Source organism: Symbiobacterium terraclitae, assembly GCF_017874315.1.
Classification (GTDB): domain Bacteria; phylum Bacillota; class Sulfobacillia; order Symbiobacteriales; family Symbiobacteriaceae; genus Symbiobacterium; species Symbiobacterium terraclitae.
The window spans coordinates 28,818-50,052 of record NZ_JAGGLG010000019.1 but is presented as its reverse complement, the minus strand read 5'-3'; the positions used below and the strand labels follow the sequence as shown (position 1 = coordinate 50,052).

The window sequence follows — 21,235 nt, the reverse complement described above, 5'->3', positions numbered from 1 at the left end:
TCCGGAAGGGCCGGGCTTCCCAGCCCGGCCCTTCCCCTACCCGGGAGGGAGTAACACTTGGCTTTTCCCGCCGTTCGCCGGGGCCGCCGCCAGCCGGTGGAGCCGGTCGTTCTGGTGACCGTCCTGCTGGTGGCCGGTGCCCTCTGGCTCTTCATCGTCAACCCGCTCTTCCAGGTGATGAAGCAGAGCGTGATGACGCCTGAGGGCATCTCCTTTCAGGCCTACTGGGACGTGGTCGCCAGTGAGCGGATCCTCCGCATCTTCGGCAACACCCTCGTCCTCTGTACCACCGTCAGCCTGATCGCCACCGCCATAGGCTTCCTGTTCGCCTACACCGTCGCGTACGTCCAGGTTCCCCTCAAGGGTCTTTTCCGGGCCCTGGCGATCCTGCCGGTGGTCTCGCCGCCGTTTCTGGTCTCGCTTTCCGCCATCCTGCTCTTCGGCCGGACGGGCCTCATCACCCGGGGCCTGCTGGGGATGGAGAACGCGAACATCTACGGGTTCGGCGGCCTGGTGCTCGTCATGGTGCTCACCGAGTTCCCGGTTACGTTCCTCATGCTGATCGGCCTGCTCCAGAACATCGACGTCAGCCTGGAGGAGGCCGCCCGCAACAGCGGGGCCACCCGCTGGCAGGTCTTCCGCACCGTCACCCTGCCCCTGCTGCTTCCCGGCCTGGCCAACGCGTTTCTGCTGGTCTTCATCCAGGCGCTGGCCGACTTCAGCAACCCGATGGTGATTGGCGGCAACTACATGGTCCTGGCGGTGCAGATCTACCAGCAGGCGATCGGCGGCTACGACCTGCAGGGGGGAGCCGCGGTCGCCGTGCTCCTGCTGCTCATCACCGTGGCCGTCTTCACGCTGCAGCGCTACTGGCTGGCCGGCCGCTCCTACGTGACGGTTACCGGCAAGCCGGCGCGGGAGCGCACGCAGGTGCGCGACCCGTGGGTGGTGTGGCCGCTGTTTGCCGTCGTGAGCCTGCTCACGCTCGTGGTCATCGCCATGTACGCGCTGATCCCGATCAACGCGTTCATCAAGCTCTGGGGCATCAACTGGTCGTTTACGCTCGATAACTTCAAGTACGTGCTGGGGCTCGGCATGAAGCCGATCTACGACACCACTCGGCTCGCCCTGATCTCCATGCCGATCTCCGGCCTGCTGGGCATGGTGATCGCCTACCTGGTGACGAAGAAGCGCTTCTTCGGGCGGGGCGTCATGGAGTTCGTGGCCATGCTTTCGCTGGCCGTGCCGGGAACGGTCATCGGTATCGGCTACATCCTTGCCTTCAACAAGCCCCCGCTGGTCCTCACGGCGACCGGGACCATCCTGGTGCTGGCGTTCGTCTTCCGCAACATGCCGGTGGGCATCCGGTCGGGCATCGCGGCGCTGCAGCAGATCGATCCCTCCATGGAGGAGGCCTCCATCAACCTGGGCGCCACGACGCAGCAGACCTTCGTGAAAGTCATGCTGCCCCTCATGGGCTCCGCCTTCTTCTCTGGCCTGCTCTACAGCTTCGTACGGGCGATGACGGCCGTCTCCCAGGTGATTTTCCTGGTCTCGGCCAAGTACAACCTGCTGACCGTGGCGATCCTGAACCAGGTGGACGTGGGGCGGTGGGGTTACGCCTCGGCCTACTCCACGGTGCTCATCCTCATCGTCCTCGTGGTCACCGTCCTCCTGGCCCTGATCCTGCGGCTCTTCGGCATCAGGACCAGCATATCTGACCTCTAGGAGGGGGCCTGGCATGCGCTCGACTCTGCGATTGGCGAACCTGGTGAAGGAGTTCGAATCCCAGAAGCGGACGGTGCGGGCCGTGGACGACGTGTCGCTGGACTTCCCGGCGGGCGCCTTCGTCACCCTGCTCGGCCCCTCCGGCTGCGGCAAGACGACGGTACTCCGGATGATCGCGGGGCTGGAGACGCCCACGTCCGGGGAGATCTACCTGGATGACCGCCCGATCACGGCCGTGCCGCCCAACAAGCGGGAGACGGCGATGGTCTTCCAGAACTACGCCCTCTTTCCCCACCTCACCGTGTTTGAGAACGTCGCCTACGGCCTGCGTCTCCGGAAGGTTCCCGAGGCGGAGCTGAGGCGGGCGGTGGCGGAGAAGCTGGAGATGATGGGCCTCGGCTCCATGGCCGACCGGCAGCCCAACCAGCTCTCGGGCGGGCAGCAGCAGCGCGTGGCCCTGGCCCGGGCGCTGGTGATGTCGCCGAAGATCCTGCTCTTCGACGAGCCGCTCTCCAACCTGGACGCGAAGCTCAGAATCCAGGTGCGGGAGGACATCCGGCAACTGCAGCGCAGGCTGGGCGTCACCACGGTCTACGTCACCCACGACCAGGAGGAGGCCATGGCCGTCTCCGACTACGTGGTGATCATGAACGCCGGGCGCGTGGAACAGGCGGGCCCGCCCGAGGAGATCTACTACGAACCGTGCAGCAGCTTTGTGGCCGATTTCATCGGCGGCGTGAACCTCATTCCCGCCCGCATGAGCGGGCCGGCTGAGGCCGTGCTGCTGGACAGGGCGGTGCCGGTGCGCAATCCGTTCGGGGCGGCGGTCGGCCAGGAGGTGAAGCTCGCGCTCCGGCCCGAGGAGGTGCGGCTCGGCGAAGGCCCCTTTGCGGGAACCGTGGAGCGGGCCATCTTCCTGGGACGGCTGACCGAGTACGTGATCAGGGTCGGCGGAGAGCGTCTGGTCGCGGTGGTGCACGGCAGGCACAGCCGGCTGTCCGAGGGAGCCGTGACGAACCTGGACTTCAACCCGGGCGCACTCGTTGCCCTGACCCGGTAGGAGACATACGGGACGAAGGGCTGTCCCGACAGGCCGCACGGCCGTCGGGACAGCCCTTCTTCGCGCGCAGTATCGGCCTGGCGGCCGGAGAGCCGAGGAGGCCGTTGGTGCCTTGGCGTGGGCAGTAGACCTTGAGGCTAAGGATTGGGAAATGCATGGCAAGAAGGTGTCCATGCACCCAACGGACCAGCACAAACAGCATATGGATTATCGCGGTGGTGGGAATAAGTACGGATGACGGATAGTTGGCGCAATCGGGCAGGGGTAGGATATGAAATAGACATGTGTAAACTGTCAGGCGCGGTGACGATGGCCGGACAAGGGGGTGGCGCAAGTGCGCATCCGGCTCTACGGACTCCTGCGCGATGCGGCGGACCGCAGGACCGCCGTTGAAATGGACGTGTGCGAAGGCGAGACGGTCGGCAGCCTGCTCGAGCGGCTGGTGGCGCAGTACCCGCGCATGCGTCCGCTTCTGTTTGCCCGCCCCGGCGTCCTCCTGCCGCACGTGATGCTGGTGGTGAACGGCCGCGACGTGCGCGATGGACGCGGCCTGGATACGCCGATCACACCCGAGGACGACATGGCGATGTTCCCGCCCAGTGCCGGGGGGTAGTCCCCGGGGCCCGCAGCCGGAGAGGTCCGGCTCTGCATGTGGAATCCGGCGCATGCCGTTGGATTTCCTGGCCCGAGAATCAACAGGGGGTGGATTGAGGATGGCCAAGATGCTCCTGATCTCGCCGGACATCTGTACTGGATGTCATTCCTGCGAGATCGCCTGCTCGCAGGAGCACGAGGGGTACTACGTTCCCTCCAAGTCCCGGGTGACGGTGTACACCTGGGAGGACGAACTGGTCTCCGTCCCGATGATGTGCGTCCAGTGCGAGGACGCCTTCTGCCAGAAGGCCTGCCCCGTGGGCGCCATCAGCCGCGATCCCGCCACTGGTGCCATGGTCGTCGACCACGCCAAGTGCATCCGCTGCAAGATGTGCATGCAGGCCTGCCCCTTCGGCGGCACCGCCTTCGATCCGCTGGCGAGCCGCATCCTGAAGTGCGACCTGTGCGGTGGCGATCCCGAGTGCGTCAAGTACTGCCCGAGCGGCGCGCTCAAGTACGTCGACGCCAGCCAGGCCAACATCGAACGCAAGCGGGCGTACGCCGCCCGACTCAAGGCCGCAGTGGGGGTGAAGTAAGTCATGTATGCCTATGCGGGTAAGATCCTGCGCGTGGACCTGACCTCAGGCACGATCAAGACCGAGTATACCGAGCCCAGGGTGGCCCGGCAGTACATCGGCTGCCGCGGCATGGGGACCTACTACTTCATGAAGGAAGTCGACCCCAACGTCGACCCGCTGAGCCCCAAGAACAAGCTGCTCTTCTTTACCGGTCCGCTGACTGGCACCGCGGCGCCCGCCGCCGGCCGTTACAACGTCATCACCAAGAGCCCGCTCACCGGCGCGATCGCCGCCTCCAATTCCGGCGGCTACTGGGGTCCGGAGCTGAAGTTCGCCGGCTGGGACGGCATCATCTTCGAGGGCAAGGCCGCGAAGCCGGTCTACCTCTGGATCGAGGATGACCACGTCGAGCTGCGCTCCGCCGAGCACCTGTGGGGCAAGACCGTGTTCGAGACCACCGACGCCATCAAGGAGGAGACCGACCCGGACGTCCGCGTGACGTGCATCGGCCCCGCCGGTGAGAAGCTGGCGCTGCTGGCCGTCATCGTCAACGATTACAACCGGGCGGCCGGTCGCAGCGGCGTCGGCGCCGTGATGGGGTCCAAGAACCTGAAGGCCATCGCCGTGCGCGGCCACGGCGGCGTCGCGGTGGCCGACCCCGAGGGCTTCCGGATCTTCGCCGAGCGCGACCGCAAGCTGATGAAGGACGACCCTGTGGCCGGCGGCGGCCTGCCCGCCTACGGCACCATGGTCCTGGTGAACATCCTGAACGAGCTGGGCGGCCTGCCCACCAACAACTGGCGCGACTCGGGCACCTGGTCCAAGGCCGACCAGATCAGCGGCGAGACCCTCGCCGAGAAGTACCTGGTCCGCAACAAGGGCTGTTGGGGCTGCAACATCGACTGCGGCCGCGTCACCAAGATCCCCGAGGGCCCGTTCAAGAGCTTCGGCGAGGGGCCGGAGTACGAGGCCGGCTGGGCCTACGGCTCCGACTGCGGCGTGAGCGACCTGGGCGCCATCTGCAAGGCCAACTTCCTCTGCAACGAGCTGGGCCTCGACCCGATCTCGGTGGGCTCCACCATCGCCTGCGCGATGGAGATGTACGAGAACGGCTACATCACCATCAAGGAGACCGGCATCCCGCTGAACTTCGGCAACGCCCACGCCATCGTCGAGCTGACCCGGATGATCGGCTACCGCGAGGGCTTCGGCGACCTGGCCTCCGAGGGCTCCTACCGGCTGGCCAGCCGCTACGGCCATCCCGAGCTGTCGATGTCCGTGAAGAAGCAGGAGATGCCGGCCTACGACCCGCGGGCCATCCAGGGCATCGGCCTCAACTACGCGACCTCCAACCGGGGCGGCTGCCACGTGCGCGGCTACACCATCTCGCCCGAGGTGCTGGGCGTTCCCGAGAAGCTCGACCCGCAGTCGATCGACGAGAAGCCCGCGTGGGTGAAGACCTTCCAGGACCTCACCGCCGCGGTCGACTCCGCCGGCATCTGCCTCTTCACCACCTTCGCCTTCGGCGCGCCGCAGATCACGGACGAGCTGCGGGCGGCCACCGGCTTCGACTACACCGTGGAAGAGCTGATGCAGGCGGGCGAGCGCATCTGGAACCTGGAGCGGCAGTTCAATCTGAAGGCCGGCTTCACCAAGGCGGACGACACCCTGCCGAAGCGGCTCCTGAAGGATGCCCTGAAGTTCGGGCCGATGAAGGGAAGCGTGAACCGCCTGCCCGAGATGCTGCCCAAGTACTACGAGGCGCGCGGGTGGGATAAGGACGGCAGGCCCACCAAGCAGAAGCTGGAGGAACTCGATCTGGTGGAGTTTGCCTGAGCGCGCGTACACCATGCCGCTGCGTGGGCGGAGCCGTGCCCGGCTCCGCCCACCACATTCGCGGGAGGGATGCCCGATGCTGCTCGTATTGCTCCTGGTGCCGCTGGCCGGCGGGCTGGCCTGCGCTTTTCTCTCCGGGCGCAGGGCGGACGTGCTGGCTGCGGCCACAATGGTCGCAACCGCTGTACTCACCCTGGCTTCCGCACCCTGGGGCGGCAAGGTCGCAGCGAGCCTCCAGGTCTGGAGCCCGCTGCCCGGCGTGGCCCTCGGCCTGCGGCTCGACGGGCTCGGTGCGCTGCTGGCGCTGGTGGTCAGCCTCGTCGGCCTCTGCATCGTCGTCTACTCCGCCGACTACTTCAGCCTGCAGAACCGGGAGCACGCCGAGGAGGAGGGGAAGGGTCGGTACTACTTCTTCTTCCTGGTTTTCGTGACGGCGATGCTGGGTATGGCGATGGCGCCGGACTTCTTCCAGGTATTCCTCTTCTGGGAGCTGACCACGGTCTGCAGCTGGGCGCTGATCTCGCACTACGGGTCGTCTGAGGCGATCCGCTCGGGCCTGAAGGCGATGGCGGTGACCCAGTTCGCCAGCCTCTTCTTCATCGGCGGGCTGCTCCTGCTCTACGCGCAGACCGGCTCCTTCGGCTTCGCCGACGTGTCCCGGCTGTCGCCGGGCGCACGGGCGGCCTTCGCCATGCTGCTGCTGGTCGCTGCCTGGGGCAAGGCGGCGCAGGTGCCCTTCTTCACGTGGCTGCCCTCGGCCATGGTCGCACCCACCCCGGCCTCCGCCTTCCTGCACGCCGCGGCGATGGTCAAGGCCGGCATCTTCCTGGCGGCCCGCTGCCTGGTCTCCACCGGCGCCTTCACCGGCTGGGTGTCCGCGGCGATCACTGTGGCTGCACTTGTCACGCTCTACGTCGGCCTGGCCGGCTACTTCTTCGCGGACGACCTGAAGCGGCTCCTGGCCTTCTCCACCATCGCCAACCTGGCCCTGATGCTGGTGGGCATCGGCCTCGGAGCCATGGGGAGCGCGGACGGCCTCGAGGGCGGCCTGCTCCACCTGTGGAGCCACTCCTTCACCAAGACGTTGCTCTTCCTCTGCGTGGGCGCGATCGCCTGGTCCACCGGCGTGCGCGCCATCTCGCAGCTGCGCGGCCTCGCCCGCACGATGCCCCTGACCGCGGCGGGCTTCCTGCTTGGGGCCCTGGCCATCAGCGGCCTGCCGCCCTTCGGCGTCTTCTGGTCCAAGCTGCTGATCCTGCGGGCCGCCCTGGCGGTGGGCGGGCCGTGGGGCTGGGCCACGGCAGCCCTGGTGGTCGTAGAGAGCGCGCTCTCCCTGGCCTGGTTCCTCTGGGTCACCCACCTGGTCCTCTTCGGGCAGGCCAGTGAGCGGGCCCGGGCCGGGCGGGATCCGTCGCCGGCGATGCAGACCGTGCTCGCCGCGCTGATGGGCCTGGCACTCCTGGCTCCGTACCTGGGGATGCCCCTCATCCACTGGGTCGCAGGGGGGGTGGCGTAGATGATGGTGACGATTCTCCCCGGGCTTGTGGTCATTGTGCTGCTGGTGGGCGCCCTGCTGTGCGCGCTGTCGGCGGGTCCCCGGGCGGCGGCCCGGGTGGGCTTGGCCGCAGGCGCCATCTCCGGGCTGCTCTCGGTCTGGCTGGCTGCATCCGTCTGGATCGGGGGCCCGGTGGCCGTCACCTGGTGGGACGGGCTGCCGCTGGCCATCCCCGCGGCGCTGGCCGTGCGGGTTGACGCCCTCGGCGCCATCTTCCTGGTGCTCCTGGCCGTGGTTCCGGCCGCGGTCCTGCTCCACGCGCAGAGCTACCTGGACGGGCAGCCCGCCGGCCCCGCTCGGTGGTTCTTCTCCCTGTTCCTGATCCTGGTCGCGGCGATGTCGCTGGTGGTGATGTCCGCCGACTGGGTGCTGTTCCTCTTCGCCTGGGAGGTCATGACCCTCGCCTCTTACTTCCTGGTGATCTGGGACTGGAAGCAGGAGCGGCACGCCCGGGCGGCGTGGACCTACCTGCTCACCACACACGTGACCAGCAGCGGTATCCTGGTCGCCGTCTGCTCGCTCTCGCTGGTGGCGGGCGACTTCTCCGTCGGGGCGACGGCCGCGGCGCTGGCCGAGCTGTTCCAGCGGCTGCCCGGCTTCGGCCACCTCCTTGTGGCCTTCCTGGTGCTGGGCTTCATCACCAAGGCAGCGGTGTGGCCCTTCTCCTTCTGGCTGCCCGAGGCCTATCGCGCGGCCCCGACGCCGGCCACCGCCGTCTACTCCGGCCTCATGGCCAAGATGGGCATCTACGGACTCGTGCGGGTGCTCTTCTTCATGCTGCCGGGCGGCGGGCAGCCGGCGCTGGTCTGGGGCCTGGTCATCGCCACGCTGGGCACCGCCTCGATGCTGGTGGGCAACATCCGCTCGCTGAGCGAGCAGGACGCCAAGCGGCTGGTTGCGCAGTCCTCCATCGGCCAGATCGGCTACATCGTGCTGGGCCTGGGCATGGCCGTGGCCCTGTCGGGCCGGGCGCCCCTGCTCGCGGCCGTGGCCTTCGCCGGGGCGCTCTACCACCTGATCAACCACGCCGCCTTCAAGTCGCTGCTTTTCCTGACGGTCGGTGCCGTGGAACAGGTGAGCGGTACCCTGGACCTCAGGCGGACGGGCGGACTGCTCAAGGCCCTCCCCTTCACCGCCGGCCTCACCCTGCTGGGCGCGCTGGCCATCGCCGGCACCCCGCCCCTGAACGGCTTCGCCTCCAAGTGGCTGCTCTACCGGGCCGCCGTCTTCGGCGGGTTCGAGCTGCCCGTGCTGGCCGTCTACGGCGTCATTGCCATCTTCATCTCCACCGTGTCGCTGGCCGCCTACCTGAAGTACTTCGGCACGGTGTTCCTCGGGCCGGAGCGGGAGTATCCCGCCGGGCGCCGGGGCCCCGAGTCCCCTGCGGCTGCCGCGTCCCTGGGCGTCCTGGGCACGGCCTGCGTGCTGCTCGGCCTCTTCCCGGCCCCCGTGGTCCAAGCGGCGCTGGCCGCGCTGCAGGGGGCCCCGGGGACGGCCCTGTACGGCGCCGGGACGGTGACCGGAGCCGACGTGATGGGCGCCGCCCTGGGCGGAGCCGGCTATCAGCCCCTGATGGTGGTGCTGGCGCTCGCCCTGTGCGCGCTGCTGGTCTGGCTGATCCGCCGCCTGGCCATTGAGCCGGTGCGCTTCACGGAGCCCTGGTTCGGCGGCGAGCGGCTGCCGGCAAGCGAGGCCCGCTACGGGTCCGAGCACCTGTACAGGCCGTTCCTGGCCCGCTGGGCGGCCCTGCTGCGCCCGTGGTGGCAGCCGTCGTTCCACGCGCCGCCGGCGCTGGAGCGGGCGATTGACCTCGACCGCTGGCTCCTCGGCCCGGTATACGGCGGATTCCAGGCGCTGGCCGGCCTGGCCGGCCGCTGGCACGGCGGGCGGGTCAAGGGCTACGTGGGCTGGCAGCTGCTGGCGACGGTTGTCCTCATCGCCGTCCTGATCGGCATGGAAGGGGGGCTGCGCTGATGGAGTACGAAACGATCGTCACCTCCCGTGACGGCCTGGCTGGCGAGGTGGCCCGCCTGGGGGCCAGCGGGGCGCGCCTGATCATGACCGTGGGCACCGACGTGCGCCCCCTGGGCGGGGGCTTCGAGGTGACCCACCTGTTCGGCTTCGACCGTGCCGGAAAGGTGGTGGGCGTGGTGGTGCCGGTGCCCGCCGACGACCCCACCTTCCCTGCCGTCACCCCCCAGCTTCCCCCTGCGGGCTGGATGGAACGTGAGGTCTACGACATGATCGGGGTGACGCCGGAGGGCCACCCTGACCTGCGCCGGCTGATCGTGGCGGACGACTGGCCCGACGACGTCTTCCCCCTGCGCAAGGACGTGCCCCACAACTACCGCCCGCCCCGGGCCGAGAATGCCCGCTCGGCCCTGAAGCCAACGCCCGAAGGCACCACGGTGGTGCCCGTCGGCCCCTTCTTCCCCACGCTGGAGGAGCCGGCGTACTTCCGGCTCTTCGTGGAGGGCGAGGAGGTGGTGGACTGCGACTACCGTGGCTTCTACAGCCACCGGGGCGTCGAGAAGCTGGCGGAGCAGCTGCGCTACGACCAGATCCCGTTCCTGGCCGAGCGGATCTGCGGCATCTGCGGGTACGTCCACTCCACCTGCTTCTCCCAGGCCGTGGAGCAGGCGGCGGGCATCGAGGTGCCCAGGCGGGGCCGCTACATCCGCACGATCATGCTGGAGCTGGAGCGCATCCACAGCCACCTGCTCTGGCTGGGCCTGGCGGCACACATCGTCGGCTTTGATACGGGCTTCATGCAGGCCTGGCGGGTGCGCGAGCCGGTGATGTGGGCGGCGGAGGCCCTCACCGGCAACCGGAAGACCTACGGGATGAACCTGCCCGGCGGCGTCCGGCGCGACCTGCGCCCCGAGGGCATCCACCAGGTGCAGGATGTCCTGAAGGCGGTCGAGCGGGAGAGCCAGAGCCTGATGCGGGCCCTGGAGCGGGATACCGCCCTGCGCTCCCGCCTCCGGAACACCGGCGTGCTGACCCACGAGAAGGCCGTGCTCTGGGGCGCCGTCGGCCCTACGGCCCGGGCCTCGGGCGTGGACATCGACGTGCGGCGGGACTACCCCTACGCCGCCTACGACGAGCTGCCGGTGAACGTGGCCCTCAGGCAGGAGGGCGACATCTGGGCCCGCCTGGAGGTGCGCGTCGAGGAGACCCTGGAGTCGGTGCGGCTGATCCGCGAGGCGCTGGCCAACCTTCCCGGGGGGCCGACCTTCGTGGAGCCGGGGGAGGTCCCGGAGGGGCGAGTCTCCGTCGTCCTTGTGGAGGCTCCCCGGGGCGAGCTCTGCAACTACCTGATGACCGGGGCGGAGGGGAAGCCCTACCGCTGGCGCGTGCGGGTGCCGACCTACATGAACCTGCAGCTGACGCCGCAGATGGTCAACCCGGGCACGACCATCGCCGACTTCCCGATCATCGCCGCGTCCATCGACCCCTGCTTCTCCTGCACCGAGCGGATGGAGATCGTCCGCCGCCCCCGCGAAGGGAGGCATGAGCCGTGACCGTCAGCCTGCTGACCGCACTCTACAACCTGGCCTTCGTGCTTCTGCTCTCGCCCCTGTACGCCGGCATCAACCGCAAGATCCGGGCGCGTGTTCACTCCCGCCAGGGGCCGCCGGTCCTGCAGCCCTACCGCGACATCCTGAAGCTGCTGGGCAAGGAGGACTGCCAGGTCTCGGACGATCCGGTGCACCGGCTGGCCCCGTACCTGGTGCTGACGGGGGCGCTGGCCGCCGCCCTGCTGGTGCCGATGGGCTTCCGGGCGCCGCTGGGCTTCGCGGGCGACGGCCTGGTGCTCATCTACCTGCTCACCTTCTCGGCCATCGGCACGGTGCTGGCCGGCCTCTCCTCACGCAACCCGTTCGCCGGAGCGGGCGCCAGCCGCGAGATCATGCTCCTGCTCGCGGTGGAGCCGGTGCTGGCCGCGGCCTTCTTCACCTTCGGCACGCGGGCGGGCTCGCTGGGCCTTGCCGAGATCGCCCGGGGCATCGCGCAGGCCGGCTTCGCCCCCTCGCTGGTGGTGGCCGCCCTGGCGGCCTTCCTGGCCATCCAGGCCGAGTCGGCCAAGCTGCCCTTCGACGTGGCCGAGGCCGAGACCGAGATCATCGGCGGGCCCTACGTGGAGTACTCCGGCCCGTCCCTCGCGGCCTTCGAGTGGGCGCTGATGGTCCGGCGCGTGGTGCTGGCCTCCTTCCTGGTGGCCCTGCTGGGCGCATGGCCGGCGGAGGCGCCCCTCTGGCTCGCCGTGCTGCTCCACCCGGTCAAGGTGCTGGTCGTGCTGGTGCTGACGGAACTGGTGGCCGTGCTCAGCCCCCGGGTCCGGATCCGCCAGGCGATCCGGTTCTACGAGGGCGCCGGCGTGCTCGCCGTGGCGGGCCTCCTGGTGGCCATCTTCGGATTTTAGGGAGGGGTGAGCCGTGTTCATTGCCAAGCTTCGTCAACTGGCCCTGGTGGCCAGGGCCGGCAGGGTCACCCTGCCCTATCCCGCCAGCCCCCATCCGCCCGCCGCAGGGTTCCGCGGGCTGCCTACCGTGCTGGGCGAGGAGTGCGTGGGCTGCGGCGCCTGCGCCGCGGCCTGCCCCGCCAGGCTGATTGCACTCGCGACCGAGGGGGAGCACATGGTGCTCTCTGCCGACTTCACGCGCTGCACCTACTGCGCCCGCTGCCAGGACGTCTGCCCCACGGGGGCGTTCCAGATGACCGACCGGTTCGAAACCGCCACCGCCGACCGCCGGAACCTGACGCTGCGGGTGGTGCTGCAGGCGGCGACCTGCGCCAGCTGCGGCAGGCCCTTCGCGGCGGAGCGGCTGGTGCGCCGCGCGGCGGCGCAGGCCGGGGAGTCCGGGCCGGAAGTGAAGCTGCTCGACCTCTGCCCTGACTGCAGGCGCAAGGCGCACGCGACCCGCCTGAAGGGGGTGGCGCGCCGTGCTTAGCCTGGTGCTGATGATCGCGCTCCTGACGGTCGCGGTGGCCGTGGCCGTCGCCGAGTGCCGCCAGCTGACCCGCGCCGTCTGGCTTTACGCCGCCCAGGGCTGCCTCGTGGCGCTGATGCTCCTCCTGGGGGCCGCCTGGTCAGAGCTGCACGGGCTGGTCGGCTCGGCGGTGACGATCCTGGTGGCCAAGGCGGTGATCCTGCCCCTGCTGGTGATGCGGTACGCCCGGCAGGGAGCTCCCGCGGAGGAGTCGCCGCCCGCCCACGGGTACCTCTGGGCCGGGGCGGCCGCCCTCCTGGGCTTCCTCGCCGGACAGTACGGGCTTCCGCTGCTGTTGGCCGGCGTGACCGGCGCGGCTGCACATGTGCCGTTCGGGCTGGCGGCCGGGCTGGGCCTGGTGGCCGCGGCGCTCCGGACGATCCTCGCGCACAGGGACATGCTGAAGGTCGTGCTGGGCGTCTGCCTGCTGGAGAACGGTGCGCACCTGCTGATGGCCGTCATCGCCCCGACGATTCCGGAGCTCGTGGCCATCGGCGTGGTGTTGGATGTGATCCTCGCCGTCTGGCTGCTCCTCGTGGTGGGCCGCCGGGCCGAGGAGGTCACGGGCGCCCGCGACGACGGGCAGCTGGACCAGCTGCGGGGCTAGGAGGTGGCAGCTGTGAACGGAGTACTCGTGGCGCTGATTCTGCTCCCCGCCGCGGCCGGCCTGGTCGAGCTGCTGGCAGCCCGTCTGCCGTCCTGGCAGAGATTCGCCGGCCTCTGCGCCCACGCCGGCGCCGCAGCCTCATTCGTCTGTGCCGCCCTGCTCACGGCCTCCGTGGCCGCAGGGGGGCACCCCTTCGTGGCCGGGGCCTACCTGCGGGCCGACTCGCTGGGTGCGCTCGTGGCGCTGCTCGCCTCCTTCCTGACGCTGGTCGGCATTGCCGCCGCCCGCCGCCACCTCGGCGCCTACGTGTCGGCCGGTCGGGCGCGGCCGGAGTGGCTGCCGGTTCTCCACGGCTGCTCCGCGCTCTTCCTCGCGGCGGCCAACTGGACGGCCCTCGCGGACCACGTGATCGTGCTGTACATCGCCGTCGAGGCCACCACCCTGGCCACGGTGCTGCCGGTGGCCTTCTACCGGCAGCGGACCTCCTGGGAGGCGGCCTACAAGTACCTGCTGCTCAACACCATCGGGCTGACCGCGGGCCTGCTGGGGCTCGCCGTCCTCTACGCGGCGGCTGAGCCCGTCCTGGGATCGGAGGCGCTGCGCCTGTCGGGCCTGGCCTCCGTGGGGCGGCTGCTGCCGCCTCTGGCCGCGGCCCTCTCCGGGGCGCTGCTGATCGGCGGCTTCGGCACCAAGGCCGGCCTGGTTCCGCTGCACGGCTGGCTGCCGGACGCCTACCAGGTGAGCCCGCCGGGGTTCATCGCCCTGTTCTCCGGCATCGGCACCAAGATCCCGATGGTGGCCCTGGCCCGCGTGCTGCCGCCCCTGACCGCGGCCGCACCGGAGCTGAACCTGCTGCTGCTGGTGGCGGCAGCCGTCACCATGCTCTTCGGGATCCTGGCCGCCTTCCGGCAGGACGACCTGCGCCGGCTGCTGGGCTACTCCTCGGTGAGCCAGATGGGCTATATCGCCATGGCCCTGGCTGCCGGGGGGACGGCCGGCCTCGGGGCGGCGGCCTACCACATCGTCAGCCACGGCCTGATCAAGGCGCTGCTCTTCCTGGCCGTCGGCGAGGTGGTGCTGCTGACCGGCACGGCGCGGATCTCGGAGGTGAGCGGCAGGCCGCTCCCGCCGCAGGTCGGCTGGACGTTCCTGCTGGCCTCGCTGGGGCTCGGCGGGGTGCCGCCGCTGCCCGCCTTCTGGTCGAAGTTCCAGGTCTTCACCGCCGTGGCGGGGGCCGGGTACGGCTGGGCGGCCGGCGTGGCCGTGCTGACGAGCCTGCTCACCATCACCACGCTGGTCTGGGCGGGTGCCCGGGCCTTCCTGCTCAAGCCGGCGCACGGAGGTGCTGTCCCGAGCGCAGCGCCGCCGTGGACGGTGGGGCTCCTGGTCCTGGCCGTCCTCGCTGCCGGGCTGTTCCCGGCGTGGATCAGCGGCTTCCTCGCCTCTGCGGCCTCCGCAGTACTGACGAAGGGGGTGTAGTCCATGGGACTGCGCAGCTGGTTTCAGGGCCTCGTGCGGCGGTCGTTTGCGCGGTCGCTCTGGGTCTACCACGCCAACGCGGGCTCCTGCAACGGCTGTGACATCGAGGAGGTTTGCGCCTTCACCCCGTACTACGACGCCGAGCGGTTCGGGCTGAAGCTGGTGGGGTCTCCCCGCCACGCAGATGTCCTGCTGGTTTCGGGTCCCGTGACCCGCCAGGTGCGCCCGCGCCTGCTCCAGCTGTACCAGGACATGGCCAAGCCGTGCGTGGTCATCGGCGTAGGCTCATGCGCTACAGGGGGAGGCCTTTGGTTCGACACATATGGGACCGAAGGGGGACTGAACGGGGTCATTCCAGTCGACTACTATATACCTGGATGCCCGCCGCGCCCCGAGGCGATCCTGTACGGGGTCGCTGTGGCGATGGGCCTGGTGGACCCGAAGGTGCAGCCGTACGAGTACGAGGAGCCGCTCGAGGTGCGGGCGGCGAACGGCGAGACCGTGTTTGCGGCAGGTGAGGCAAGTGCCCGACTATGAGGAGGCGCCGCTGTCCCTGGCCGTGCGGAAGGCGCTGCGGGGCCGGGTGGTGGTGGTGGGCATCGGCAATCCGGGCCGCGGGGATGACGGCGCGGGGCCGCGGGTGGCCCGGCTGCTGGCGAGGCAGCTGAGGCCTGAGGCGCCGGAAGGCCCCTGCGACCGCATCGTGGCGGCCATCGCCGCCGAGACCACGCCCGAGGCCGAGGCCGGGCGCATCGCAGCGCTCGGGCCCGACTGCGTGCTGCTGGTGGACGCCGTCGACTTCGGGGCCCCGCCGGGCTCAAGCCGCCTCTTTGGCGAGGAAGACCTGACGGCCCGCCTGGGGTGGTTCGCCCACCGGCCGCCCCTGGCCCTGCTGATGCGCTACCTGCAGGAGCGGACTGGCGCCCGGGTCGTCCTGCTGGGCATTCAACCCCGGGACGTGGGGTGGAGCGCCCGCATGACGCCGCCGGTCAGGGCGGCCTCGTCTGCCGTCGTCCGCCGCCTGTGCCGCTGGTCGGAGGGAGGCGCCTCCCGTGCATGAACTTGGCCTTGCCGAGAACGTGATCGCGGCGGTAGGCTCCGACGCCCGGCGGCGGGGGTTCACCCGGGTCAGCCGGGTGACCCTGCGGGTGGGCGAGTGGTCGGCGGTGCTGCCGGACTCGCTGGAGGCCGGATTCCACCTCCTGGCCTCCCTTGAGGGTGACCTCTTCGCGGGGACGGAGCTCCGCATCGAGCGGGAGCCCGCCCGGGGCATCTGTACAGCCTGTGGAAGCACGTTCCCGGCCGGGCGGACGGGGCTGGTCTGCCCCGCCTGCGGCGGCCCGGGCCGCCTGGAGAGCGGCGTGGAACTGGAGATCGCGTCGTACGAGGGGGAGTAGCCCGTGGAGGTCAAGGTGGTCGAGCGGATCCTGAAGGTCAACGATGCCGTGGCCCAGGCCAACCGGTCCCGGTTCGATGCGGCGGGCGTGCTGGCGGTCAACATCATCGGATCGCCGGGCGCCGGCAAGACGACGGTCCTGGAGCGGACCGTCGAGGGGCTGAAGGGCCGGTTCGCCCTGGCCTGCATCGAGGGCGACCCCTACACCACCCGTGACGCGGAGCGCATCGCGGCGTTGGACTGCCCCGTGGTGCAGATCAACACGCAGGGCGGCTGCCACCTGGACGCCTCCCTGGTCAGCCAGGCGCTGGAGCAGGTGGACCTGGGCGCCGCGGACCTGCTGCTCATCGAGAACGTGGGCAACCTGCTCTGCCCCTCCCAGTACGACCTGGGGGAGCACCTCACGGTCGTGGTCCTCTCCGTCACCGAGGGTGCGGACAAGCCCGAGAAGTACCCGGCCGCGTTCCAGCGGGCCCGGGCCGTCATCGTCAGCAAGATCGACGCGCTGGCGCTGACCGACGTCGACCTGGACGACGTCTCGGCCAGCATTCGCCGGTTCAACCCGCAGGCGGAGGTCTTTCCGCTCTCCGCCCGCACCGGCGAGGGGGTGGAAGCGTGGCTGCAGTGGCTGGCAAAGCAGGTGAGGGCGGCGCGCTAGTGCGCCGGGAGTTGGTGGTCGAGGGCATCGTGCAGGGGGTGGGCTTCCGCCCCTATGTCTACCATCTGGCGCAGGTTCACCGGCTGGCCGGCTGGGTGTGCAACGACGAGCGGGGCGTCGCCATCGCTGTCGAGGGCGCCCCTGACGCCGTCGCGGCCTTCGAGGCCGACCTGCGGGAGAGGCCCCCCGCCCTGGCGGTCGTGACCCGCGTGGTCGGCCGCGACGCGCCCCCCTGCGGCGAGCAGGGCTTCCGCATCGTCGCCTCGCAGCGGGGCGAGGAGCGCGCGGCCACCGTGCCGGCCGACGCCGCCACCTGCGCCGACTGCCGGGCCGACATCCTCGACCCGGCCAACCGGCGCTACCGCTACCCCTTCACCAACTGCACCAACTGCGGCCCCCGCTTCACGATCATCAAGGACATCCCGTACGATCGCCCCGCGACGACCATGGCCTCCTTCGCCATGTGCCCGGCGTGCGCGCGGGAGTACCACGACCCGGCCGACCGCCGGTTCCACGCACAGCCCAACGCCTGCCCGGCCTGCGGCCCCTCCGTCCGCCTGGTGGACGCGAGCGGCCGCGACCTTTGTGCGCCGGAGGCGTGGCTGGCGGAGGCGGCAGCCCGCCTGCGGTCGGGGCAGATCCTGGCCGTGAAGGGCATCGGCGCCTTCCACCTGGCCTGTGACGCCTGCGACGAGGAGGCCGTAGCCCGGCTCCGGCGGGTGAAGCACCGGCGCCATCGTCCCTTCGCCCTGATGGCCCGGGACCTGGAGACGGTGCGCCGCGTGGCGCGGGTGAGCCCGGCTGAGGAGCAGACGCTCGCCTCGCCGGCTGCGCCCATCGTCCTGCTGCAGCGCCTGGCGGAGCCCGCACTGGCCGTCGCCCCGTCCGTCGCGCCCGGGGTGGACACCCTGGGGATCATGCTCCCGTACACCCCCCTGCACATCCTGCTCCTGCAGGAGGCGCCGCCGCTCCTGGTGATGACCAGCGGCAACCCGAGCGGGCTGCCGGTGCAGTACCGGGAGGAGGAGGCCCTGGCGGACCTGTCCCGCCTTGCCGACGCTTTCCTGATTCACAACCGGCCGATCCACGTGCCCTGCGACGACTCGGTCGTGCAGGTGGTGGACGGCGAGGTCCGCTTCCTGCGCCGCTCCCGGGGATACGTGCCCCGGGAGGTGGTCGTGCCGGTTCCGCCGTCCGCCGGCGCCGGGCAGGCCCGTCCCGCCGTGCTGGGGGCGGGCGGCGACCTCAAGAACACGTTCTGCCTGCTCCAGGGGCGGCGGGCCGTGCTGAGCCAGCACCTGGGCGACCTGGAGACCGAGGAGGGGCAGGCCAACTACCTGCGCGCGCTGGACCACCTGCGGCGGCTGACGGGCATCCGGCCGTCCGTCGTCGCCTGCGACATGCACCCCGGATACCGCTCGGCGTCCCTGGCCCGCACGCTGGAGGCCGAGGCCGTGGTCCCGGTCCAGCACCACCACGCCCACATGGCCGCCTGCATGGCGGAGAACGGCTGGGAAGGCGACGCCATCGGCCTGGTGCTGGACGGCACCGGGTACGGCGCCGACGGCGCCATCTGGGGCTTCGAGGTGCTGACCGGCGGCTTTGAGGGATTCCGGCGCGTCGCCCACCTGGCCTACAGCCCGCTGCCGGGCAGCGAGGCCGCGGTGCGCCGCCCGGTCCGGGCGGCCGCAGGAATGCTCTGGGCGCACCTGGGCAGCGAGGCCCTGGAGCGGCTGGCGGCGCTCCACCCGGCCAGGGCAGGCGAGATCCAGAACGCCCGCCGGCTGCTGGAGGCGGGCATCAACTGCCCGCCGGCGGGCACCGCCGGACGCCTCTTCGACGGCGTGGCGGCTATCCTGGGCATCTGCCCGGAACCGACCTACGAGGGGCAGGCGGCCATCGAGCTGGGCGCCGCGGCCGAGCGGGCGCCGGACGGCTGTTACCCGTTCCGCCTGGAAGGCGGGGAGATCCTGCCCGGCCCGCTGCTGGAGGCCGTGCTGGCCGATGCGCTGGCCGGGGTTCCGGCGCCGCGGGTGGCCGGCCGCTTCCTGGCCACGGTCGTGGCCATCCTGGTGGAGGCGGCCTGCCGCGCCCGGGAGGAGACCGGGCTGCGCGCGGTCTGCCTCAGCGGCGGCACCTTCAACAGCCCGTGGCTGCTCCACCACGCCGCCCGCCGGCTGGCGGAGCGGGGCTTCCGGGTGCTCCGGCACCGGCTGGTGCCACCGGGGGACGGGGGAATCGCGCTGGGCCAGGCCGTGATCGCACAGAGGAGGTGGCGGGGATGTGTCTAGCCGTGCCGGCCCGGGTGGTGGAGACCGACGGGTGCCAGGCGGTGGTGGAGGTCATGGGCAACCGGAGGCGCGTCGACGTGTCGCTGGTGGACGCCAGGCCGGGACTGTACGTGCTGCTTCACGCCGGCATCGCCATCGCCGTGCTGGACGAGGCCGAAGCGGAAGAGACGCTCGGGGCGTACAGGGCGGTGGTGGGCGATGCGGCGACGCCCGCCGGCGGCCCGACGGAAGGTGAGGGGTAATGCGCGCGGAGACGTTGGCGCGGCCCATCCCTGAGGACGCACCGCGCACCGCGGCGGCCTGGGTGGCCCGCATCCGCCGCAAGGTGGCGGACGCCGGACGGACGGTGCGGCTGATGGAGTTCTGCGGCACCCACACGGTGGCCATCGCGCGCAGCGGCCTCCGGGGCCTGCTGCGGGGGGCGGTGGAGCTCGTCAGCGGCCCCGGCTGCCCCGTCTGCGTGACGGCCGGCGGCGAGATCGACCGCATGCTGGCCTACTGCGACGTGCCGCGGGCCATCGTCGCCACCTACGGCGACCTCCTGCGGGTGCCCGGCTCCCGCACCAGCCTGGCCGGGCGCCGGGCGGAAGGGGCGGACGTCCGGGTGGTCTACTCGGCGCTGGACGCCCTGCAGTTGGCCCGGGAGGCCCCGGACCGGCCGGTGATCTTCCTGGGCGTGGGCTTCGAGACCACGGCGCCGGCGGCGGCGCTGGCGGTGAAGGCCGCCAGCGAGGAGGGCGTGGGAAACTTCTGCCTGCACAGCGCCCACAAGCAGACGCCCGCCGCCATGCGGGCGCTGCTCCGGGACGGCGGGCGGCCGGGAGAAGCCCTGACGCTGGACGGCATCATCTGCCCGGGACACGTCAGCACGGTGCTGGGGGCGGAGGGGTTCGCCTTCCTCCCCGCCGAGTTCGGCATTCCCGGGGCCGTTGCGGGGTTCGAGCCCCTGGACATCCTGCTGGCGGTGGACTGCCTGGTGGACGCCGCCCTGGGACGCAGGCCGGTTGCGCTGTGGAACGGGTACCGCCGCTGGGTGCGGCCGGAGGGCAACCGGCGGGCACAGGCGCTGCTCAGCGAGGTCTTCTGCACGTGCGACGCCCGCTGGCGCGGCCTGGGCCTGCTGCCGGAGAGCGGCCTCCGCCTGAAGCCCGAGTTCGCCCGCTTCGACGCCGAGGTGCGGTTCCCGGCGGACGTGGCCGAACCGCCCGCCCGTTCGGGCTGCCGCTGCGGCGACGTGCTGCGCGGGGCCCTCGCGCCCGCCGACTGCCCGCTCTTTGGCGCAGCCTGCCGGCCGGAGCGGCCCATGGGGCCGTGCATGGTCTCCAGCGAGGGCGCCTGCGCCGCCTGGTACCGGTACGGCACCGCTGAGGAGGAACAGCCATGACCCACCGGATCACCCTTGCCCACGGCGACGGCGGCGAGGCGACCCACCGCCTGATCGGGGAGATCTTCTATCCGGCGTTCGGCAACCCCGCCCTGCTGCAGGGGGGCGACAGCGCCCTCCTGGAGCTGCCCGGCGCGGGCCGGCTGGCGCTGACCACCGACTCTTTCGTGGTGCATCCCCTGTTCTTCCCCGGCGGCGACCTGGGCCGCCTGGCGGTCTGCGGCACCGTCAACGACCTGGCGGTGGCGGGGGCCAGGCCGCTCTGGCTCAGCGCCGGCTTCATCATCGAAGAGGGCTTTCCGGTGGCCGACCTGCGCCGGCTGGTGGAAGGGATGGCGGCTGCGGCGTCCGAAGCGGGCGTGCAGATCGTCACCGGAGACACGAAGGTCGTGGGCCGGGGGCAGGCGGACGGCTGTTTCATCAACACGGCGGGCGTGGGGCTCGTCCCGCCGGGGAGGGACCTGGGCGCCCACCGCATCCGGACGGGGCAGGCGATCCTGGTGAGCGGTCCGGTGGGCGGGCACGGGGTGGCCGTGCTCTCGGCCCGGGCGGGGCTCGCCTTCGAGACCCCTGTTCGCAGCGACGCCGCACCGCTGGCCGGCCTGGCCGACGCGGTGCTGCGGGCCGCCCCGGGCGTCGCCTGCATGCGGGACCCGACCCGCGGCGGCCTGGCTACCGCCCTCGCCGACCTGGCGGCCGACAGCGGGCTGGACCTGTGGGTGTCCGAGTCCGACGTCCCCGTCGAGCCCGCGGTGCAGGGGGCCGCGGAGATGCTGGGCCTCGACCCGCTCTATCTGGCCTGCGAGGGCCGGATCCTGCTCTTCTGCCCCGCGGCGGAGGCGGAGTCCGCCCTGGCGGCGCTGCGGGACCACCCGTACGGCGCTGGCGCCCGGGTCATCGGCAGCGTCGGCGGACCCGGGGGGCGGGCCTACCTGCGCACGGCGATCGGCGGTACGCGCCGGCTGGAGCGGCTGGCCGGCGAGAACCTGCCGCGGATCTGCTAGGGCTTCCGCGAACGGCTATTTTGGTATATACTGCATATTATAGAAGTGCAATGAGTGGGTTGGAGGAGGGA

The 21,235-nt window shown here is 71.0% G+C and carries 20 protein-coding genes; all 20 read left to right on the top strand.

All coding sequences use genetic code 11. The annotated features are described in order from the left end of the window. Positions 1–57: 57 nt before the first annotated feature. Positions 58–1,728 (top strand): ABC transporter permease, encoded by a 1,671-nt coding sequence (locus J2Z79_RS11495; RefSeq protein ID WP_209467034.1) that lies wholly within the window; start codon positions 58–60, stop codon positions 1,726–1,728. 13 nt (positions 1,729–1,741) lie between these two features. Beyond that, complete coding sequence (locus tag J2Z79_RS11490; protein WP_209467033.1) at positions 1,742–2,788, top strand: ABC transporter ATP-binding protein; 1,047 nt, start codon at positions 1,742–1,744, stop codon at positions 2,786–2,788. A 334-nt stretch (positions 2,789–3,122) separates the two neighbouring features. Continuing rightward, complete coding sequence (locus J2Z79_RS11485; RefSeq protein ID WP_209467032.1) at positions 3,123–3,401, top strand: ubiquitin-like small modifier protein 1; 279 nt, start codon at positions 3,123–3,125, stop codon at positions 3,399–3,401. 100 nt (positions 3,402–3,501) lie between these two features. Next, the gene (locus tag J2Z79_RS11480; RefSeq protein ID WP_209467031.1) at positions 3,502–3,978 is read left to right on the top strand and encodes a 4Fe-4S dicluster domain-containing protein; all 477 of its coding nucleotides are present in this window, start codon (positions 3,502–3,504) and stop codon (positions 3,976–3,978) included. A gap of 3 nt (positions 3,979–3,981) precedes the next feature. Next, positions 3,982–5,796 carry an aldehyde ferredoxin oxidoreductase family protein gene (locus J2Z79_RS11475; protein ID WP_209467030.1) on the top strand — a complete coding sequence of 605 codons (1,815 nt, stop codon included), beginning with the start codon at positions 3,982–3,984 and terminating at the stop codon, positions 5,794–5,796. Positions 5,797–5,872: 76 nt separating this feature from the next. Further along, positions 5,873–7,312: a hydrogenase 4 subunit D gene (locus tag J2Z79_RS11470; RefSeq protein WP_209467029.1), complete on the top strand. Its 1,440-nt coding sequence runs from the start codon at positions 5,873–5,875 to the stop codon at positions 7,310–7,312. Beyond that, the gene (locus J2Z79_RS11465) at positions 7,313–9,325 is read left to right on the top strand and encodes a complex I subunit 5 family protein (RefSeq protein WP_209467028.1); all 2,013 of its coding nucleotides are present in this window, start codon (positions 7,313–7,315) and stop codon (positions 9,323–9,325) included. Then, positions 9,325–10,875 carry a hydrogenase large subunit gene (locus J2Z79_RS11460; protein WP_209467027.1) on the top strand — a complete coding sequence of 517 codons (1,551 nt, stop codon included), beginning with the start codon at positions 9,325–9,327 and terminating at the stop codon, positions 10,873–10,875. Before J2Z79_RS11465 ends, J2Z79_RS11460 begins: the two co-directional genes overlap by 1 nt. Continuing rightward, complete coding sequence (locus tag J2Z79_RS11455; protein WP_209467026.1) at positions 10,872–11,777, top strand: respiratory chain complex I subunit 1 family protein; 906 nt, start codon at positions 10,872–10,874, stop codon at positions 11,775–11,777. The genes J2Z79_RS11460 and J2Z79_RS11455 overlap by 4 nt, the downstream gene beginning before the upstream one ends. Positions 11,778–11,790: 13 nt before the next feature. Continuing rightward, positions 11,791–12,306: a 4Fe-4S dicluster domain-containing protein gene (locus J2Z79_RS11450; RefSeq protein ID WP_209467025.1), complete on the top strand. Its 516-nt coding sequence runs from the start codon at positions 11,791–11,793 to the stop codon at positions 12,304–12,306. Beyond that, positions 12,299–12,952, top strand: a complete 654-nt coding sequence (locus J2Z79_RS11445; RefSeq protein WP_209467024.1) for a hypothetical protein — start codon at positions 12,299–12,301, stop codon at positions 12,950–12,952. The genes J2Z79_RS11450 and J2Z79_RS11445 overlap by 8 nt, the downstream gene beginning before the upstream one ends. Before the next feature lie 12 nt (positions 12,953–12,964). After that, on the top strand, positions 12,965–14,431 hold the full coding sequence (locus J2Z79_RS11440; RefSeq protein WP_209467023.1) for a complex I subunit 5 family protein: 1,467 nt from the start codon (positions 12,965–12,967) through the stop codon (positions 14,429–14,431). A gap of 3 nt (positions 14,432–14,434) precedes the next feature. After that, entirely contained in the window at positions 14,435–14,968 is a 534-nt protein-coding gene (locus J2Z79_RS11435) for an NADH-quinone oxidoreductase subunit B family protein (protein WP_209467022.1), read from the top strand. Further along, positions 14,955–15,491, top strand: a complete 537-nt coding sequence (locus tag J2Z79_RS11430; protein ID WP_209467021.1) for a hydrogenase 3 maturation endopeptidase HyCI — start codon at positions 14,955–14,957, stop codon at positions 15,489–15,491. The genes J2Z79_RS11435 and J2Z79_RS11430 overlap by 14 nt, the downstream gene beginning before the upstream one ends. Continuing rightward, positions 15,484–15,828, top strand: coding sequence for a hydrogenase maturation nickel metallochaperone HypA/HybF (locus tag J2Z79_RS11425; RefSeq protein ID WP_209467020.1), 345 nt, complete (start codon positions 15,484–15,486; stop codon positions 15,826–15,828). Before J2Z79_RS11430 ends, J2Z79_RS11425 begins: the two co-directional genes overlap by 8 nt. Positions 15,829–15,831: 3 nt before the next feature. Further along, positions 15,832–16,485, top strand: a complete 654-nt coding sequence (gene hypB, locus J2Z79_RS11420; RefSeq protein WP_209467019.1) for a hydrogenase nickel incorporation protein HypB — start codon at positions 15,832–15,834, stop codon at positions 16,483–16,485. Then, entirely contained in the window at positions 16,443–18,776 is a 2,334-nt protein-coding gene (gene hypF, locus J2Z79_RS11415; RefSeq protein ID WP_209467018.1) for a carbamoyltransferase HypF, read from the top strand. The genes hypB and hypF overlap by 43 nt, the downstream gene beginning before the upstream one ends. Beyond that, positions 18,767–19,018, top strand: a complete 252-nt coding sequence (locus tag J2Z79_RS11410; RefSeq protein WP_209467017.1) for a HypC/HybG/HupF family hydrogenase formation chaperone — start codon at positions 18,767–18,769, stop codon at positions 19,016–19,018. The genes hypF and J2Z79_RS11410 overlap by 10 nt, the downstream gene beginning before the upstream one ends. After that, positions 19,018–20,160, top strand: coding sequence for a hydrogenase formation protein HypD (hypD, locus tag J2Z79_RS11405; RefSeq protein WP_209467016.1), 1,143 nt, complete (start codon positions 19,018–19,020; stop codon positions 20,158–20,160). The genes J2Z79_RS11410 and hypD overlap by 1 nt, the downstream gene beginning before the upstream one ends. Further along, on the top strand, positions 20,157–21,164 hold the full coding sequence (gene hypE, locus J2Z79_RS11400) for a hydrogenase expression/formation protein HypE (protein WP_209467015.1): 1,008 nt from the start codon (positions 20,157–20,159) through the stop codon (positions 21,162–21,164). The genes hypD and hypE overlap by 4 nt, the downstream gene beginning before the upstream one ends. Positions 21,165–21,235: the final 71 nt, after the last annotated feature.

Coding starts and splice junctions, on each gene's coding strand:
- J2Z79_RS11490 (WP_209467033.1), top strand. CDS start 1,742: ATGCGCTCGACTCTGCGATTGGCGAACCTGGTGAAGGAGTTCGAATCC.
- J2Z79_RS11480 (WP_209467031.1), top strand. CDS start 3,502: ATGGCCAAGATGCTCCTGATCTCGCCGGACATCTGTACTGGATGTCAT.
- J2Z79_RS11475 (WP_209467030.1), top strand. CDS start 3,982: ATGTATGCCTATGCGGGTAAGATCCTGCGCGTGGACCTGACCTCAGGC.
- J2Z79_RS11470 (WP_209467029.1), top strand. CDS start 5,873: ATGCTGCTCGTATTGCTCCTGGTGCCGCTGGCCGGCGGGCTGGCCTGC.
- J2Z79_RS11465 (WP_209467028.1), top strand. CDS start 7,313: ATGATGGTGACGATTCTCCCCGGGCTTGTGGTCATTGTGCTGCTGGTG.
- J2Z79_RS11460 (WP_209467027.1), top strand. CDS start 9,325: ATGGAGTACGAAACGATCGTCACCTCCCGTGACGGCCTGGCTGGCGAG.
- J2Z79_RS11435 (WP_209467022.1), top strand. CDS start 14,435: ATGGGACTGCGCAGCTGGTTTCAGGGCCTCGTGCGGCGGTCGTTTGCG.
- J2Z79_RS11410 (WP_209467017.1), top strand. CDS start 18,767: ATGTGTCTAGCCGTGCCGGCCCGGGTGGTGGAGACCGACGGGTGCCAG.
- hypD (WP_209467016.1), top strand. CDS start 19,018: ATGCGCGCGGAGACGTTGGCGCGGCCCATCCCTGAGGACGCACCGCGC.
- hypE (WP_209467015.1), top strand. CDS start 20,157: ATGACCCACCGGATCACCCTTGCCCACGGCGACGGCGGCGAGGCGACC.